The organism is Pantoea sp. UBA4549 (genome assembly GCF_002387285.1).
Classification (GTDB): domain Bacteria; phylum Pseudomonadota; class Gammaproteobacteria; order Enterobacterales; family Enterobacteriaceae; genus Pantoea; species Pantoea borealis.
The window spans coordinates 25,691-40,687 of record NZ_DGLH01000011.1 but is presented as its reverse complement, the minus strand read 5'-3'; the positions used below and the strand labels follow the sequence as shown (position 1 = coordinate 40,687).

Here is a 14,997-nt window from a genome sequence, read left to right as displayed (position 1 = left end):
GCACTGCTCCCTGTGGCTGATAGTCAGGATGCGCGCCAGCGGTCAGCAATGCCAGTCCTGCATTCGTCTTTTCAGAGACGCTTCGCAAAGGGCACGGCCGGTGAACAGGCGGCCGGACGGTTTTATGATAAAGTTGCCCTGTCTGCTGCGCCGGGTGCGGCATCATGCGTTAAGTTGAGGCAAACAACATGACTGGATTAGCCGGAAAAAAAATTCTGCTGGGCGTCAGCGGCGGTATCGCTGCATATAAAGCGCCGGAGCTGGTGCGACGTCTGCGCGATCGCGGTGCCGAGGTGCGTGTCATGATGACCTCCGCAGCCCGCGCCTTTATTACTCCGCTCAGCCTGCAGGCGGTCTCCGGCTATCCGGTGTTTGATGACCTGCTCGATCCCGCTGCTGAAGCCGCGATGGGCCATATCGAGCTGGCTAAATGGGCGGACCTGATTGTACTGGCTCCCGCCTCGGCTGATTTAATCGCCCGCATAACTGCCGGTATGGCTAACGATCTGGTGACCACTGCCTGTCTCGCCAGCGACGCGCCGCTGGCGCTGGTACCCGCCATGAATCAGCAGATGTACCGTGCCGCCATTACGCAGGAGAATCTGCAGCGTCTGCAGCAGCGCGGCGTCATGATCTGGGGGCCGGATAGCGGCAGCCAGGCGTGCGGCGATACCGGGCCGGGCCGTATGCTCGATCCGCTGGCGATTGTGGCGCATGCGCTGGAGTGGGCCGAACCGGTCAGCGATCTGCAGCATCTCAGTATTATGGTTACCGCAGGTCCGACGCGCGAAGCGCTGGATCCGGTGCGCTATATCAGCAACCACAGCTCAGGCAAAATGGGCTATGCCATCGCCGCGGCCGCGGCCCGACGCGGTGCCCGCGTCACGCTGGTTTCCGGTCCGGTAACGCTGCCGGTGCCCGCCGGCGTGCAGCGTATCGACGTCACAACCGCGCTGGAGATGCAGGCGGCAGTGATGGCGCATATTAGTCAGCAGCATATCTTCATCGCCAGTGCCGCCGTGGCGGACTATCGCGCGGCAACCGTGGCAGCAGAAAAAATGAAAAAACAGGGCGACGACGATAATGTCACGCTGCAGCTGGTGAAGAACCCGGACATTGTTGCCGGCGTGGCAGCACTGCAGGAAAATCGCCCTTATGTGGTGGGATTTGCCGCCGAAACCCGGAATGTGGAAGAATACGCGCGGCAAAAACGCGTACGGAAAAATCTGGATCTGATTTGCGCTAACGATGTCGCGCAGGCGGGTCAGGGATTTAACAGCGACACCAATGCGCTTCACCTTTTCTGGCAGGAGGGCGAAAAGCGCTTACCGCTCAGCGATAAGTCGCTCCTTGGCCAACAGTTAATAGACGAGATAGTCAGCCGTTATGATGAAAAAAATAGACGTTAAAATTCTTGATGCGCGCGTAGGCAGCGACTTTCCGCTGCCCGCTTACGCCACCTCTGGTTCTGCAGGTCTCGACTTACGCGCCTGTCTTGATGAGGCGCTGGAGATTACGCCAGGCATGACCACGCTGGTACCCACCGGTTTGGCAATTCACATCGCTGACCCGACGCTGGCCGCGGTGATCCTGCCGCGCTCCGGCCTCGGCCACAAGCACGGTATCGTGCTCGGTAATCTGGTCGGCCTGATCGATTCTGACTACCAGGGACAGCTTATGGTTTCAGTCTGGAACCGCGGTCAGGAGAGCTTTACCCTGCAGCCGGGCGATCGTCTGGCGCAACTGGTGTTTGTGCCGGTGGTACAGGCGGAATTTAATCTGGTCGAGGATTTTGACGCCAGCGATCGCGGTGCAGGCGGTTTTGGCCACTCCGGCCGTCAGTAAGTTACCACTCTTCATTTAGCCATCTTGTTAACGCATGTCGCTGCAGGTAATTACCTGCGGCAGACAGGCCGGTATTGCCTGTATTTAATGAATTTCAGGGGTGTTGAAGGTCATGGCAGAGAAAAAAGTCGCGAAAAGGAACCGTCGCGAAGAGATTTTGCAGACGCTGGCGCAGATGCTGGAGTCAGGGGATGGCACCCAGCGAATTACCACCGCCAGGCTGGCCGCTAACGTAGGCGTCTCCGAGGCGGCTCTCTACCGCCACTTCCCCAGCAAGACACGGATGTTTGACAGTCTGATCGAATTTATCGAAGACAGTCTGATTACCCGCATCAATCTTATCCTGAACGATGAAAAAGAGACCACGGCACGGCTGCGTCTGATTACGCAGCTGATTCTGGGATTTGGTGAGCGTAATCCGGGGCTGACGCGTATCCTGACCGGTCACGCGCTGATGTTCGAACAGGATCGTCTGCAGGAGCGTATCAACCAGCTGTTTGAGCGCATTGAGATGCAGATGCGTCAGGTAATGCGCGAAAAGAAAATCCGCGACGGAGAGGGATTCCGGACAGATGAAGCCCTGCTGGCCAGCCAGCTGCTGGCGTTCTGCGAAGGCCTGCTGTCACGCTTTGTCCGTTCCGGATTTCGCTACAGCCCGACGGCAGAGTTTGACAGCCGCTGGCCGCTGATAGCCGCGCAGCTGATTTAATCGTCTGCCTGTCTGGCCAGGTGCGCCTGAAAGCGTCTTCTGCGGCCGCCGCGGATGGCGGCCGCAGCGCGGTTTTAAATACCGTACTCGTTGCGGTAAGCGCGCACTTTTGCCAGATGATCTGCCATCTCCGGCTTCTCTGCCAGATAATCAATCAGATCGCTCAGGGTAATAATGGCGGTGACCGTACAGTGATAATCGCGCTCCACTTCCTGAATCGCTGAAATCTCGCCGCGCCCGCGCTCCTGACGATCGAGTGAAATCAGGACGCCAGCCAGCGTGGCGTGATGCGCGCTGATAATGTCCATCGATTCGCGGATCGCCGTACCGGCGGTGATCACATCATCAACCAGCATCACTTTGCCTTCCAGCGGACTGCCTACCAGCAAACCGCCTTCACCGTGATCTTTGGCTTCTTTACGGTTAAAACAGTAGGGCACATCGCGATCGTGATGATCGGCCAGCGCCACGGCAGTGGTAGTGGCAATGGGAATACCTTTATAAGCCGGGCCAAACAGCAGGTCAAAGCTGACGCCGCCGTCAACCAGTGCCTGCGCATAGAAACGCCCCAGCAGGGCCAGGTCGCGCCCGCTGTTAAACAGGCCGGCGTTAAAAAAATAGGGGCTTTTTCGTCCGGACTTCAGGGTAAACTCACCAAATTTCAGCACCCCTTTATTCAGGGCAAATTCAATAAACTGACGCTGCCAGGCTTTCATCTCTCACTCCTCAAATAAAGAAAAGGCGACCCGGAGGTCGCCTTAGTACATCAACTGGATAGCGCAGCCTTCTGCGCCTGAATCAACTGTTCAATCCCGCCTCGCGCCAGCGCCAGCAGTGTTAACAGCTCCTCATGGCTGAACGGCTCGCCTTCTGCGGTGCCCTGCACCTCGATCATCCGGCCATCTTCCATCATTACCACGTTCATATCCGTTTCCGCTGCGGAGTCTTCAACATACTCCAGATCGCACAGCGCCTCACTGCCCACGATGCCAACAGAGATAGCGGCCACCATACCTTTCAGCGGGCTGCTCTTCAGCTTACCCGCGGCAACCAGCGCGTTCAGCGCGTCCGCCAGCGCCACGCAGGCGCCGGTGATTGACGCGGTACGCGTGCCGCCATCCGCCTGAATAACATCGCAATCCAGCGTGATGGTGTACTCACCCAGCGCAGTGAGATCGACCGCAGCACGCAGCGAGCGGGCAATCAGACGCTGGATCTCCAGCGTACGGCCACCCTGCTTGCCTTTGGCCGCTTCGCGCGCCATACGGCTGTGGGTTGAACGCGGCAGCATGCCATATTCTGCGGTCACCCAGCCCTGACCTTTACCCTTGAGAAAACGCGGCACGCCTTCCTCGACGGTCGCGGTGCAGAGCACTTTGGTTTCACCAAATTCAACCAGCACTGAGCCTTCGGCGTGTCTGGTGTAGTGACGGGTAAGGGTAACGGGACGCACTTCAGAAGTGCTACGGCCTGCAGGACGCATAAGTTCTCTCCGGCTTGCTTGAGTTTGGCTGCGCATTATACGGACTTCAGCCGCCACTGTCCCGCGTGCGTGGGACAGATCGACGATTCTCTTTGTGCTCAGCGGACAGCCGCGCAGACCAGCGTATCAATGCGGGTAGTGGTTCTGGCGTTAAAGCGCGCACGATACCGGTCGCGCGTGCGCTCAATCACGGCAGAAAAGTCCACATCCGGTGGATAGAGCAGTACCACTACCCGGCGCGCCTCTCCCTTTCCTGCGGCGTCATAGCTTGTCAGCGTATCGCCAAAGCGCGGCATCAGCTCATCGCGCAGAAAAAGCTGCCATTCCTGCTCCGGTACTGCACTCAGCCACAACGTGGTCTGCATCATCATCTCTCCGGTGCCACACAGCGCCACCGGTGCGTTGTGCTGCGGGATCGACTGCAGGCGCGCCGGCGTGGTCTGACAACCGGTCAGCAGTAACAGCACTATCAGGCTGCACCAGAATTTATACAGATTACGAAACAGATCGGACATCATAGTCGCCAGGTAATATGCTTGCTCAGAGTGAATAGACCTGTTCTAACCATAGCAGCGTTTTGCTATCCCTATCCCGCTGCACCGCACGCCGCTATAATGCGCAGAACATTCCCTGAAAGAGTACAAGCTTATGATCCGCAGTATGACCGCTTACGCCCGTCGCGAAGCCAAAGGCAGCTGGGGCAGCGCGACCTGGGAACTGCGCTCGGTGAACCAGCGCTATCTGGAAACCTACATTCGCCTGCCGGAGCAGTTCCGCGGCCTGGAGCCGGTGATCCGCGAGCGTATCCGCGCCCGCCTGACGCGCGGTAAAATTGAGTGCCATCTGCGTTTTGATGCCGACCCGGGCGCGCAGGGCGAGCTGCAATTGAATGAAGCGCTGGCAAAACAGCTGGTGCAGGCCGCTAACTGGGTAAAAATGCAGAGCGATGAGGGCGCCATTAATCCGCTGGATATTCTGCGCTGGCCAGGCGTGATGTCAGCACCGGAGCAGGATCTGGATGCGATTAATGCTGAGCTGCTGACGGCGCTTGATGGCGCGCTGGATGACTTTATCGAAGCGCGCGAAAGTGAAGGTAATGCGCTGAAGGGGATGATTGAACAGCGTCTCGCCGGCGTGTCGCAGGAAGTCAGCAAAGTGCGGGCGCAGATGCCGGACGTACTGAAATGGCAGCGCGAGCGTCTGGTGACCCGGCTGGAAGAGGCGGACGTTCAGCTGGAGAATAATCGTCTGGAGCAGGAGCTGGTTATGATGGCCCAGCGCGTTGACGTGGCTGAAGAGCTGGATCGCCTTGAGGCGCATGTTAAAGAGACCTATAACATCCTGAAGAAGAAAGAAGCAGTCGGCCGTCGCCTCGACTTTATGATGCAGGAGTTTAACCGCGAGTCGAACACCCTGGCCTCTAAATCGATTAATGCGGATATCACCGCTTCAGCGATTGAGCTGAAAGTGCTGATTGAGCAGATGCGCGAGCAGATTCAGAACATTGAGTAAGGTTTGCCTGCCATTATTAAAGGCATCTTTGCATAAGCCCGCAGCAGCGGGTTTATGCAGCCTCACTTCCGTAGACCATTTTTTATCTTTTGCAATGTAAGCATTGTGCGTGCAATGATGTACAGCTGTGTCTGCTGCTGACCTGTCCTGACATATCTGCGGTATTTTCAGCATGAATGCTGCCATTTTATCTGATTGATTTTACTGACTTAAAAGAAAAATCATCCTTCCTGCAGCCGGTAATGTCCCGGTTCCATAAATTCCATCAATCCTAAAGATACTAAAGTTAGCAGAATTCTTAAGGCACTATTTGCTAAAGTGCCGGTCGTAATTACTACAGTTGTACCGCACCAGGAACCATGGACCGACTTCTTAGCGCGTTACATTTACTCTACCTATGAAGGTGCTATGAAGAAAACCGGACAGTTTCGCTCCACACTGCTGCATCCCCGCTACTGGTTTACCTGGTTCGGTCTGGCCGTGCTCTGGCTGCTGGTGCAGCTTCCCTATCCCGTTCTGATCCGTCTCGGGGCAACCGCGGGTAAACTCTCCCGCCATTTCCTCAAGCGGCGTGAACGCATCACCCGCCGCAACATTGAACTCTGCTTCCCGCATATTAATGAAGAAGAGAAAGAGGTCATGATTGCCGGCAACTTTGAGTCGCTCGGCATGGCGCTGGCAGAAACTGGTATTGCATGGTTCTGGTCAGATGCGCGGGTCCGTCGTCTGTTTAACGTCAGCGGTATCGCTAATCTGCAGAATGCGCAGAATCAGCAGCGCGGCGTTATGGTTATCGGCGTGCACTTTATGTCACTGGAGCTGGGCGGTCGTATTACCGGTCTCTGTCAGCCAATGATGGCCATGTATCGTCCGCATAATAATCAGGCGATGGAATGGGCGCAGACCAAAGGCCGTATGCGCTCGAATAAAGCGATGATTGACCGACGCGATCTGCGCGGCATGGTGCAGGCGCTGAAACAGGGTGAAGCTGTCTGGTTTGCCCCCGATCAGGACTACGGTCCGAAAGGCAGCGTATTTGCCCCTCTGTTTGCGGTAGAGAAAGCCGCGACCACGAACGGCACCTTTGTTCTGTCTCGTCTTGCGCGGCCAGCAATGCTGACGATTGTCCTGATTCGTAATCCGGATAAAACCGGTTACCAGCTCATTATTCAGCCGGAACTGGAAGGCTATCCGCATGAAGATGAAGCAGCGGCAGCAGCCTATATGAATAAGGTAATTGAAAAAGAGATCCTGCGCGCGCCGGAGCAGTACCTGTGGCTGCATCGTCGTTTCAAAACGCGTCCGCCAGGTGAAGCCTCTCTTTACGTCTGATCTGCACGGATAACCGTCCGCCGTCGTTTCCCCTGTCGTGCGGACCCTTACTCCGGTCATAAAGCCGATCGGCCTGACAGCATCCGCTGCGGGCTGATCAACCGTCCCCTTCACACGCATTATGCTGCCCGTCAGCCGTATCACCTGCAGCATGAAGCCGATATAAGCGGCAGCATTCTGTTTCTTCTGGTTAACACGTGTATGAAACAGCCATTCTGTTGCCAGCGCGTGTGGCTGTCTGGCCCGGCTTAAGGCCCGGTAACACAGTAAAAAACCTCTGCTGCCCCACACTTTTCCTGTTGCGCCATAGGCAGCCCGGTCAGCTTCCGATAGGGTGAGATCACTCTGAATCAGGCTGCCTCAGGAGGCACCATGCTGCCCTCACAGACTCTCACGCTTACCGTGCCGCGTAACTGGCTGGATCTGTATGAAACTATCTGGCAACCCGCCTGTTTTGCAAAATGGGCAAGCGACCTGAACGGCGCAACGCTGGTGCAGGAAGGACAATACTGGCGGGCAAGGCGCGGAGAGAACTCGCTGAAACTGCGTTTTACGCCACATAATCCGTTTGGCGTTATGGACTACTGGGCAGATAACGGCAGCGGTAAAGAGCGCTATATGCCAATGCGCGTCATTGCCAACGGCCAGGGGGCTGAACTTATTGCCGTGCTCTACCGTCAGCCTTTTACTTCTGATGCGCACTTCGGGCAGGAAGTGGCGGCCCTGCGCGCCGACCTGGAAAGATTACTTTATCTTTTAACTCACTAGAATCAATTACTTACATAACGTCTGATTTCCCAGCCACAGCTGGACGCAATGGCAAAAAAAATTGCATTTTTTTTGCGCAATACTCCTTAACTGTTTCATGGTTGTTTATAACATTTCAGCGCTGCATCCCCAGGATAGCTAAAGCGTCGTTAACGGGAAAATTCCTGGTTGACGGTGCAGTGCGATCAAAGAAAAGCGTTGATATAAAAGAACATTTATATCATTTCACATTCAGTAACTGCGGCCGATAAGACAATTTCCTGAAAAGATTAATTAGTCAGAAACATCACTGCTTAACTATTTTAATGCATAGTCTGAAACCATTAATTCCTGAAGTCTGTTTATAAGAATTTTCTCATGGTGTTAAATTAAATAAAAAACTGTATAACGTATTCACACACAGCAAGACTTAATAATAAAAACAGGGAAAAACATGGATCGCTCAACTTATCCTTTGTTATCAGAAAAAGAATTTGTTGAGATTGCCAGACGGATGCTGGCCGGGGATTATAATAATACAAAAGGATTTTATAACGATCTCACGGATTTCCTCCGTATTGGAGGAGATACCGTGCGGACAAAAGAAATAATAGATGCCTGCAGTATTACACTATTTTCAGAACACCATTTGCTGCAGTGCATTCATAAATGGCAAACCCTGAAAGGTATTTCAGGGCTGCGTCAGGATGTGCTGCACTAAGGTGCAGGGCATACCCCTTCTGCTCTGTACAATTTCTTAACTGTAATGGTACATGTACCATAATGAGCATACTGTGGCGATACGTGAAAGAGAACTGTCCAGCGCCAAATGGTCGCTTCTCTCTTCAGCAAAAATTATTGGCATTGGCGTCTTACAATTGACGCTGCTGGCGCAAACTCTGCAGGCGAATGAATTAAACCTGCTGGTTATAGCCATATTGACTCTGCTGGTTATCGATACACTTGCCGATCGCGGCTTTAATAATAAAATTATTCGCAAAATAAGCTTTAATAATAGCGAACTGTCCGTTCTTTACTGGGGAAGTATTTTTACCGGCTTATTTATTTTTGCAGCATTGTTTATTGGCAGTGATATTTATAGCGCTGTAGCGCAGCAGCCGCAGCTTGCGGTTATGCTGGAGATGATGTCGGTAATATTTATTATTATCCCGCAGGGGCAGCACTACCGGGCTATCCTGCAGCGGGAAAAGCAGTTTACGCGTATCGCTTTTACCGAGATCACGTCGGTAGCAGCGGGCCTGGCGGCAACACTCTTTACGGTGTGGCTGATGCCGTCGGCGCTCTGCGCGGTCTGGGGATACCTTGCACTGGTCTCCGTCAGAATGCTGCTCTGTTGCTACTACGGTCGCGCCTGGTTTCAGCCTGCGTACCGTTTTAGCCTGAAAGAATTCGCCAGCGTGCGAGCAAGAAACGGATAATAACAACAAGTCTGTATGGTGGGCTCTGGGCATCTGTCCGATGCATTCGCGTGCTGGTTAACAGCACGCTTTTTTCTTTTCTGCGCTGCAGGCAATCCCATCATTTCTTTTCTGAAAAAACGTGCTGCTGCATCATATTTTTTTATCACTAAAAATGATGCACTCTGTTTCTTCCCTACTGCACCTGCCTTTATTGAGCCCTCACATTAACTATTCTAATCCGATAGCGTTCAGTTGAAAAAAACTCAGTAGTCTCTGAGGTATCCAGGCTATAGCCTTGCCGGCCAGACTGCTGGAGTACCTCATGCTATTAACTGTTCTCTACCTTATCGGCATCACTGCTGAAGCGATGACCGGAGCGCTGGCCGCAGGCCGGCGCAAAATGGATCTGTTTGGCGTCATTATCATCGCTTCTGTCACTGCAATCGGCGGCGGTTCGGTGCGCGATATTCTGCTGGGTCACTACCCGCTCGGCTGGGTAAAGCATCCGGAATACATCATGATCGTTGCAGCGGCGGCGGTGGTCACTACCTTTGTTGCCCCGCTGATGAACCATTTGCGCAAAGTGTTTCTGGTACTTGATGCGCTGGGACTGGTGGTGTTCTCTATTATTGGTGCTCAGGTCGCGCTGGATTCCGGCCATGCCGCGATCATTGCCGCAATTGCTGCGGTTATCACCGGCGTATTTGGTGGCGTGCTGCGCGATATGTTCTGCAACCGTATTCCACTGGTGTTCCAGAAAGAGTTGTATGCCGGTATCGCCTTCGCGTCCGGCTGGATCTACATACTGCTGCTGAAAACCTCGCTGGCGCATGAAGCGGTGGTGATTATTACCCTGCTGTTTGGTTTTACCGCCCGCCTGCTCGCCCTGCGTTTTCGTCTCGGCCTGCCGGTCTTCAACTATCCCCATCCCGAGCAGTGAGGGGGCTTCCGGAATGCCCTGCTGCTGCAGAAACGCAATAAGCTCACGCAGCTGAGGCGTCTGCAGCAGGGTGACCAGGCGCTGTGCCAGTACGTCGCCTATCCCTGGCAGCTGCTGCCAGTCAGCTTTGGTGCGCGCCAGCAGCTCATCCCACTGCGTATCCGGCAGGGACGCAAGCGCCCGGCGCGGCAGCGGCAGACCCAGCGCAGCGATCCAGCGACGCAGCGGCTGCTGACGCGTCAGCATAAAGCTGAGCCAGATACGCTGCGCCCGTGCCGGCGATATTCCCTCTGCCGCGGCAATCTGCTCTGGCGTCAGCATCAGCCATGAAAAAAGGTGCGTCAGCGCACCCTGCTGTAGCAGACGCTGCCAGCTGCTGCGCTGCATACCGGCAATATCCAGCACCGTTTTCTGGCTCAGCCCGCTCAGGCGGGAAAGAAACTGTGCGCGACAGTCTGGCGTGATGTGCAGACAGCTGGTGGCGTGAAAAGCCTCACTGGCAGGCGGCTGCGGATAGTGTCGTTCTGCTATACGCCAGATCACCCGCTCCAGACGCGGGATCCCCAGCCCGGCCAGCGTCAGCGTAACCTGATCGCCGGCGATGACGTCCAGCGCGCGCCAGCGTGCGACGGAGCCAATGCTGATACGCCGCACGGTTTTATCCTCTGCCTGAACCGGCTGCAGATGCAGCACCACTGCAATTTTTCCGGTGCGTCCAACGGAAAACGTGACGGCACGCACTTCGCTGCTGACTTCAGCAGGCTGGTATTTCCACGCGGCGGACCAGCTTCCCTGCCCTGGCTGCCAGTCGCGACCGGCAGCAGAAGGCGTAGCATGGATCACTACGCCATCAGTGGTAAACGGCAGCGCAGCGCGGAACCAGCGCGCGCGCCAGGCGGCAACCTGTTCTTCATCGCTGACCGGCTGGCTCCACTGCCGGGTAAGATCGAAGCCCCAGCGCGACAGCTGCGCGAGTTTTTCCGCCATATCGGGAGGCCCGTCTGGCCACGCCCAGATAAACAGCCCGGTGTGTTTCAGCAGCGGACTGGTTTCGCGCCGCATCATGGCTCCGGCCACCTGCGCACGGGCATTGGCGCCGCCATCGCGTGCCTGCTGATGATCGGTCATCTGCAGGAACAGCTCTCCCTGCAGTATGACTTCTGCCAGCGTGGTCTCAATCCGCTGGGGAATAGCCGGAATGTGCGCCGCTTTTTCCCGCCACTCTTCGCCGCGCAGCCCGTCGCCGCGGCTGATAAGCGACGTCAGCCTGCCGTGACGATAGACCAGCGTGACGGCCACGCCATCCACTTTGGGCTGGACCCAGAGCGCGGATTTATGCTGCATCCAGTAAGCAACCGCCAGCCTGTCGCGCAGCTTGCGTACTCCGGTATGGGCAACCGGGTGCGGTGTGCCACGGCTGGCCGGAAGTGCGGTTTCATGTAACGGCGCACCGGGTATAAAGCAGCGTTGCCACTGCTGTAACCGGGAGAGCAGACTGTCATAGTCATCATCGCTCACCGGCGATGCCCCCTGCTGGTAGTAAGCGTTATCCCAGTGACGCAGCTGTTGCTGCAGACGCGTTATCTCCTGTTGTGCCCGCATGGGTGACCAGACAGGACACAGCGCTTCTCCCCGGCTTTCTGTATTCAGCAGGCAGAGACCTAACCACAGCCATCGTTTCATTACCGCTCTCCTTTTTGCTGATTGGAGCGCGCGGCAGTGGTGATTGCCAGTAGCCTGCGCAATGCGTGGAACAGCGCTCGCGCACAAATCCGGCGTTTTACTGTCTGTTACTGCGTGGTTTGCGCCCGTTCGCAGAAAAGAATTGCTTTACCTGCGCGGCAAACGCTGCGTGGTGGCCCTGACCCGTGTATACTGTGCAGGAAATCGACTTCGCTCTTTACTCAATTCAAGATAACCATGGCTCAAGGCACGCTTTATATTGTTTCCGCCCCCAGCGGCGCGGGTAAATCCAGCCTGATTCAGGCGCTGTTAAAGACACAACCGCTCTACGACACACAGGTGTCGGTATCGCATACCACCCGCGACATGCGGCCTGGCGAAGCGCATGGTGAGCACTACTTTTTTGTATCCAAAGCTGAATTTGAAAGCATGATCGCTGAGGATGCGTTCCTCGAGCATGCCGAAGTGTTTGGCAACTATTACGGCACCTCGCGCGCCGCGATTGAGCAGGTTCTGGCCACCGGCGTGGACGTGTTTCTGGACATCGACTGGCAGGGCGCGCAGCAGATCCGCAGCAGAATGCCCGCAGCACGCAGCATTTTTGTCCTGCCGCCGTCGACCGAAGAGCTGGATCGTCGTCTGCGCGGCCGCGGGCAGGATAGCGAAGAGGTTATTGCGCGCCGCATGGCGCAGGCCGTGGCGGAAATGAGCCACTATGCTGAATACGATTACCTGATTGTTAATGATGATTTCGATCTGGCCCTGTCCGATCTGAAAACCATTATTCGCGCAGAACGCCTGCGTATGGGACGCCAGAAAGCGCGTCATGATGCTTTAATCAGCAAACTATTGGCAGTCTGAATTCAGTTTCAGTATTATGCCCAGTCATTTCTTCATCATCTGTGGAGTAGCACACCTATGGCACGCGTAACCGTTCAGGACGCAGTAGAGAAAATTGGTAACCGTTTTGACCTGGTGTTGGTCGCTGCACGTCGTGCACGTCAGATGCAGGTAGGCGGCAAAGACCCGCTGGTTCCGGAAGAGAACGATAAAGCCACCGTTATCGCCCTGCGCGAAATCGAAGAAGGCCTGATCACCAACCAGATTCTGGATGTGCGTGATCGTCAGGAACAGCAAGAGCAGGAAGCCGCTGAGTTGCAAGCCGTTACCGCTATCGCTGAAGGTCGTCGTTAACCGCACTCTGCAGGTCAACCTTGTATCTGTTTGAAAGCCTCAATCAGCTGATTGAAAAATACTTGCCTGAGGAGCAAATCAAGCGCCTCAAGCAAGCCTACCTTGTCGCACGTGATGCTCACGAGGGACAGACTCGTTCCAGCGGTGAGCCTTACATCACCCATCCTGTTGCCGTGGCCTGCATTCTGGCTGAAATGAAGCTCGACCATGAAACACTGATGGCCGCGCTGCTGCATGATGTGATCGAAGATACCCCTGCCACCTACCAGGATATGGAACAGCTGTTTGGCAAGAGCGTGGCTGAACTGGTGGAAGGCGTATCCAAGCTCGACAAGCTGAAGTTCCGCGACAAGAAAGAAGCGCAGGCAGAAAACTTCCGTAAAATGATCATGGCGATGGTGCAGGATATCCGCGTCATTCTGATCAAGCTGGCTGACCGCACGCACAACATGCGCACGCTGGGCGCGCTGCGTCCGGATAAAAAACGGCGCATTGCGCTGGAGACGCTGGAAATTTACAGCCCGCTGGCGCACCGTCTTGGTATTCATCATCTGAAAACAGAACTGGAAGAGCTGGGATTTGAAGCGCTCTATCCTAACCGTTTTCGCGTGATTAAAGAGGTGGTAAAAGCGGCGCGCGGTAACCGTAAAGAGATGATTCAGAAGATCCTGTCAGAAATTGACGGGCGTCTGCTGGAGGCGGGTATTCCCTGCCGCGTCAGCGGTCGTGAAAAGCATCTTTACTCCATCTACCGCAAAATGCATCTGAAAGAGCAGCGTTTTCACTCGATTATGGATATCTACGCGTTCCGCGTGGTAGTGAAAGATCTCGATACCTGCTATCGCGTGCTGGGTCAGATGCACAGCCTGTATAAACCGCGTCCCGGACGCGTGAAAGATTATATCGCCATCCCCAAAGCTAACGGCTATCAATCTCTGCATACCTCAATGATTGGACCGCACGGCGTGCCGGTTGAGGTGCAGATCCGTACTGAAGATATGGATCAGATGGCAGAGATGGGGGTGGCCGCCCACTGGGCCTATAAAGAAGCGGGTGAAAGCGGCACGACCGCACAGATCCGCGCTCAGCGCTGGCTGCAGAGCCTGCTGGAGCTGCAGCAAAGCGCCGGCAGCTCATTTGAATTTATCGAAAGCGTTAAATCCGATCTCTTCCCGGATGAGATCTACGTGTTTACGCCTGAAGGCCGCATCGTTGAGCTGCCAGCCGGTGCGACGCCGGTGGATTTCGCCTATGCGGTACATACCGACATTGGCCACGCCTGTGTCGGTGCGCGCGTCGATCGCCAGCCCTATCCGCTGTCACAGCCGCTCACCAGCGGACAGACCATCGAGATTATCACCGCGCCCGGCGCACGCCCGAACGCCGCCTGGCTCAACTTTGTGGTCAGCTCAAAAGCGCGCGCCAAGATCCGCCAGCTGCTGAAAAACCTCAAACGCGAAGATTCCGTTAACCTCGGGCGTCGTCTGCTGAGCCATGCGCTGGGCGGCAGTAAAAAGCTGGCTGAAATACCGGCAGAAAACGTGCAGCTGGAGCTGGAGCGTATGAAGCTCGCCAGCATGGACGATCTGCTGGCTGAAATTGGTCTGGGCAACGCCATGAGCGTGGTTGTGGCGAAAAACCTGCTGCAGTCCGCTGCAGATGCGGCGCAAAGCAGCAAGCGCAGCAAAAAACTGCCGATCAAAGGCGCCGATGGCGTACTGATCACCTTTGCCAAGTGCTGCCGTCCTATCCCCGGCGACCCGATTGTCGCGCACGTCAGTCCCGGCAAAGGCCTGGTCGTGCACCATGAATCCTGTCGTAATATCCGTGGCTACCAGAAAGAGCCCGAGAAGTTTATGGCAGTAGAGTGGGATAAAGTGACCGATCAGGAGTTCGTCGCGGAGATTAAGGTGGATATGTTTAACCACCAGGGGGCGCTGGCGAATCTCACCGCCGCCATCAACACGGCGGGGTCGAATATTCAGAGCCTGAATACTGAAGAGCGCGACGGCCGCGTTTACAGCGCCTTTATCCGTCTGACTGCTAACGACCGCGTTCATCTGGCAAACATTATGCGTAAAATTCGCGTGATGCCGGATGTAATCAAAGTCCACCGTAACCGTAATTAATG

15 protein-coding genes and 1 pseudogene are annotated in these 14,997 nt (G+C 55.4%); 12 read left to right on the top strand and 4 right to left on the bottom strand.

The annotated features are described in order from the left end of the window. Nucleotides 1–188 precede the first annotated feature (188 nt). From coaBC to slmA, 3 genes are all read left to right on the top strand, one after another. Nucleotides 189–1,409, top strand: coding sequence for a bifunctional phosphopantothenoylcysteine decarboxylase/phosphopantothenate--cysteine ligase CoaBC (gene coaBC, locus B3041_RS11495; protein WP_065648411.1), 1,221 nt, complete (start codon nt 189–191; stop codon nt 1,407–1,409). After that, complete coding sequence (dut, locus tag B3041_RS11490) at nt 1,387–1,845, top strand: dUTP diphosphatase (protein WP_065648410.1); 459 nt, start codon at nt 1,387–1,389, stop codon at nt 1,843–1,845. The genes coaBC and dut overlap by 23 nt, the downstream gene beginning before the upstream one ends. A 112-nt stretch (nt 1,846–1,957) precedes the next feature. Beyond that, nucleotides 1,958–2,554 carry a nucleoid occlusion factor SlmA gene (gene slmA, locus B3041_RS11485; RefSeq protein ID WP_292972734.1) on the top strand — a complete coding sequence of 199 codons (597 nt, stop codon included), beginning with the start codon at nt 1,958–1,960 and terminating at the stop codon, nt 2,552–2,554. A gap of 74 nt (nt 2,555–2,628) precedes the next feature. On the opposite strand, the gene pyrE is transcribed toward slmA, so the two are convergent. The 3 genes from pyrE to B3041_RS11470 form a co-directional block, all read right to left on the bottom strand. After that, entirely contained in the window at nt 2,629–3,270 is a 642-nt protein-coding gene (gene pyrE / locus B3041_RS11480; protein WP_039381285.1) for an orotate phosphoribosyltransferase, read from the bottom strand. A 50-nt stretch (nt 3,271–3,320) separates the two neighbouring features. Next, nucleotides 3,321–4,037, bottom strand: a complete 717-nt coding sequence (gene rph / locus B3041_RS11475) for a ribonuclease PH (protein ID WP_065648408.1) — start codon at nt 4,035–4,037, stop codon at nt 3,321–3,323. A 98-nt stretch (nt 4,038–4,135) separates the two neighbouring features. Further along, a complete protein-coding gene (locus tag B3041_RS11470; RefSeq protein ID WP_292972728.1) occupies nt 4,136–4,552 on the bottom strand; it encodes a DUF3574 domain-containing protein in 417 nt (138 codons plus the stop codon). A 133-nt stretch (nt 4,553–4,685) separates the two neighbouring features. On the opposite strand from B3041_RS11470, the gene B3041_RS11465 reads away from it, so the two are divergent. The 6 genes from B3041_RS11465 to B3041_RS11440 all read left to right on the top strand — a co-directional run bounded on the left by B3041_RS11465 (nt 4,686) and on the right by B3041_RS11440 (nt 9,989). Continuing rightward, on the top strand, nt 4,686–5,549 hold the full coding sequence (locus B3041_RS11465) for a YicC/YloC family endoribonuclease (protein ID WP_065648406.1): 864 nt from the start codon (nt 4,686–4,688) through the stop codon (nt 5,547–5,549). 408 nt (nt 5,550–5,957) lie between these two features. After that, nucleotides 5,958–6,881, top strand: coding sequence for a kdo(2)-lipid IV(A) palmitoleoyltransferase (lpxP, locus tag B3041_RS11460; protein ID WP_065648405.1), 924 nt, complete (start codon nt 5,958–5,960; stop codon nt 6,879–6,881). 372 nt (nt 6,882–7,253) lie between these two features. Next, nucleotides 7,254–7,649 (top strand): polyketide cyclase, encoded by a 396-nt coding sequence (locus tag B3041_RS11455; RefSeq protein WP_065648404.1) that lies wholly within the window; start codon nt 7,254–7,256, stop codon nt 7,647–7,649. A gap of 433 nt (nt 7,650–8,082) precedes the next feature. After that, nucleotides 8,083–8,349, top strand: coding sequence for a hypothetical protein (locus B3041_RS11450; RefSeq protein WP_065648403.1), 267 nt, complete (start codon nt 8,083–8,085; stop codon nt 8,347–8,349). A 73-nt stretch (nt 8,350–8,422) separates the two neighbouring features. Beyond that, nucleotides 8,423–9,067, top strand: coding sequence for an oligosaccharide flippase family protein (locus B3041_RS11445; protein WP_167350664.1), 645 nt, complete (start codon nt 8,423–8,425; stop codon nt 9,065–9,067). A 304-nt stretch (nt 9,068–9,371) separates the two neighbouring features. Next, nucleotides 9,372–9,989 carry a trimeric intracellular cation channel family protein gene (locus B3041_RS11440; RefSeq protein ID WP_075050760.1) on the top strand — a complete coding sequence of 206 codons (618 nt, stop codon included), beginning with the start codon at nt 9,372–9,374 and terminating at the stop codon, nt 9,987–9,989. Here B3041_RS11440 and ligB read toward each other — a convergent pair. Then, nucleotides 9,936–11,672: pseudogene (ligB, locus tag B3041_RS11435) on the bottom strand (NAD-dependent DNA ligase LigB); the annotation flags it as partial. The gene B3041_RS11440 and the pseudogene ligB sit on opposite strands and share 54 nt — an antisense overlap. 237 nt (nt 11,673–11,909) lie before the next feature. Between ligB and gmk the strand changes: the two are divergent. From gmk to spoT, 3 genes are read left to right on the top strand one after another with little or no spacing between them, the layout of a single operon-like run. Further along, on the top strand, nt 11,910–12,533 hold the full coding sequence (gmk, locus tag B3041_RS11430) for a guanylate kinase (protein WP_065648400.1): 624 nt from the start codon (nt 11,910–11,912) through the stop codon (nt 12,531–12,533). A 57-nt stretch (nt 12,534–12,590) separates the two neighbouring features. Continuing rightward, entirely contained in the window at nt 12,591–12,866 is a 276-nt protein-coding gene (rpoZ, locus tag B3041_RS11425; RefSeq protein ID WP_013511051.1) for a DNA-directed RNA polymerase subunit omega, read from the top strand. 20 nt (nt 12,867–12,886) lie between these two features. Then, nucleotides 12,887–14,995, top strand: coding sequence for a bifunctional GTP diphosphokinase/guanosine-3',5'-bis pyrophosphate 3'-pyrophosphohydrolase (gene spoT, locus B3041_RS11420; RefSeq protein WP_039381317.1), 2,109 nt, complete (start codon nt 12,887–12,889; stop codon nt 14,993–14,995). Nucleotides 14,996–14,997: the final 2 nt, after the last annotated feature.

Bases quoted from the DNA above. Each gene is read 5' to 3' on its own strand.
- coaBC (WP_065648411.1), top strand. From the start codon at position 189: ATGACTGGATTAGCCGGAAAAAAAATTCTGCTGGGCGTCAGCGGCGGT.
- rph (WP_065648408.1), bottom strand. From the start codon at position 4,037: ATGCGTCCTGCAGGCCGTAGCACTTCTGAAGTGCGTCCCGTTACCCTT.
- B3041_RS11465 (WP_065648406.1), top strand. From the start codon at position 4,686: ATGATCCGCAGTATGACCGCTTACGCCCGTCGCGAAGCCAAAGGCAGC.
- slmA (WP_292972734.1), top strand. From the start codon at position 1,958: ATGGCAGAGAAAAAAGTCGCGAAAAGGAACCGTCGCGAAGAGATTTTG.
- B3041_RS11440 (WP_075050760.1), top strand. From the start codon at position 9,372: ATGCTATTAACTGTTCTCTACCTTATCGGCATCACTGCTGAAGCGATG.
- rpoZ (WP_013511051.1), top strand. From the start codon at position 12,591: ATGGCACGCGTAACCGTTCAGGACGCAGTAGAGAAAATTGGTAACCGT.
- dut (WP_065648410.1), top strand. From the start codon at position 1,387: ATGATGAAAAAAATAGACGTTAAAATTCTTGATGCGCGCGTAGGCAGC.
- pyrE (WP_039381285.1), bottom strand. From the start codon at position 3,270: ATGAAAGCCTGGCAGCGTCAGTTTATTGAATTTGCCCTGAATAAAGGG.
- gmk (WP_065648400.1), top strand. From the start codon at position 11,910: ATGGCTCAAGGCACGCTTTATATTGTTTCCGCCCCCAGCGGCGCGGGT.
- B3041_RS11450 (WP_065648403.1), top strand. From the start codon at position 8,083: ATGGATCGCTCAACTTATCCTTTGTTATCAGAAAAAGAATTTGTTGAG.
- B3041_RS11455 (WP_065648404.1), top strand. From the start codon at position 7,254: ATGCTGCCCTCACAGACTCTCACGCTTACCGTGCCGCGTAACTGGCTG.
- B3041_RS11470 (WP_292972728.1), bottom strand. From the start codon at position 4,552: ATGTCCGATCTGTTTCGTAATCTGTATAAATTCTGGTGCAGCCTGATA.
- lpxP (WP_065648405.1), top strand. From the start codon at position 5,958: ATGAAGAAAACCGGACAGTTTCGCTCCACACTGCTGCATCCCCGCTAC.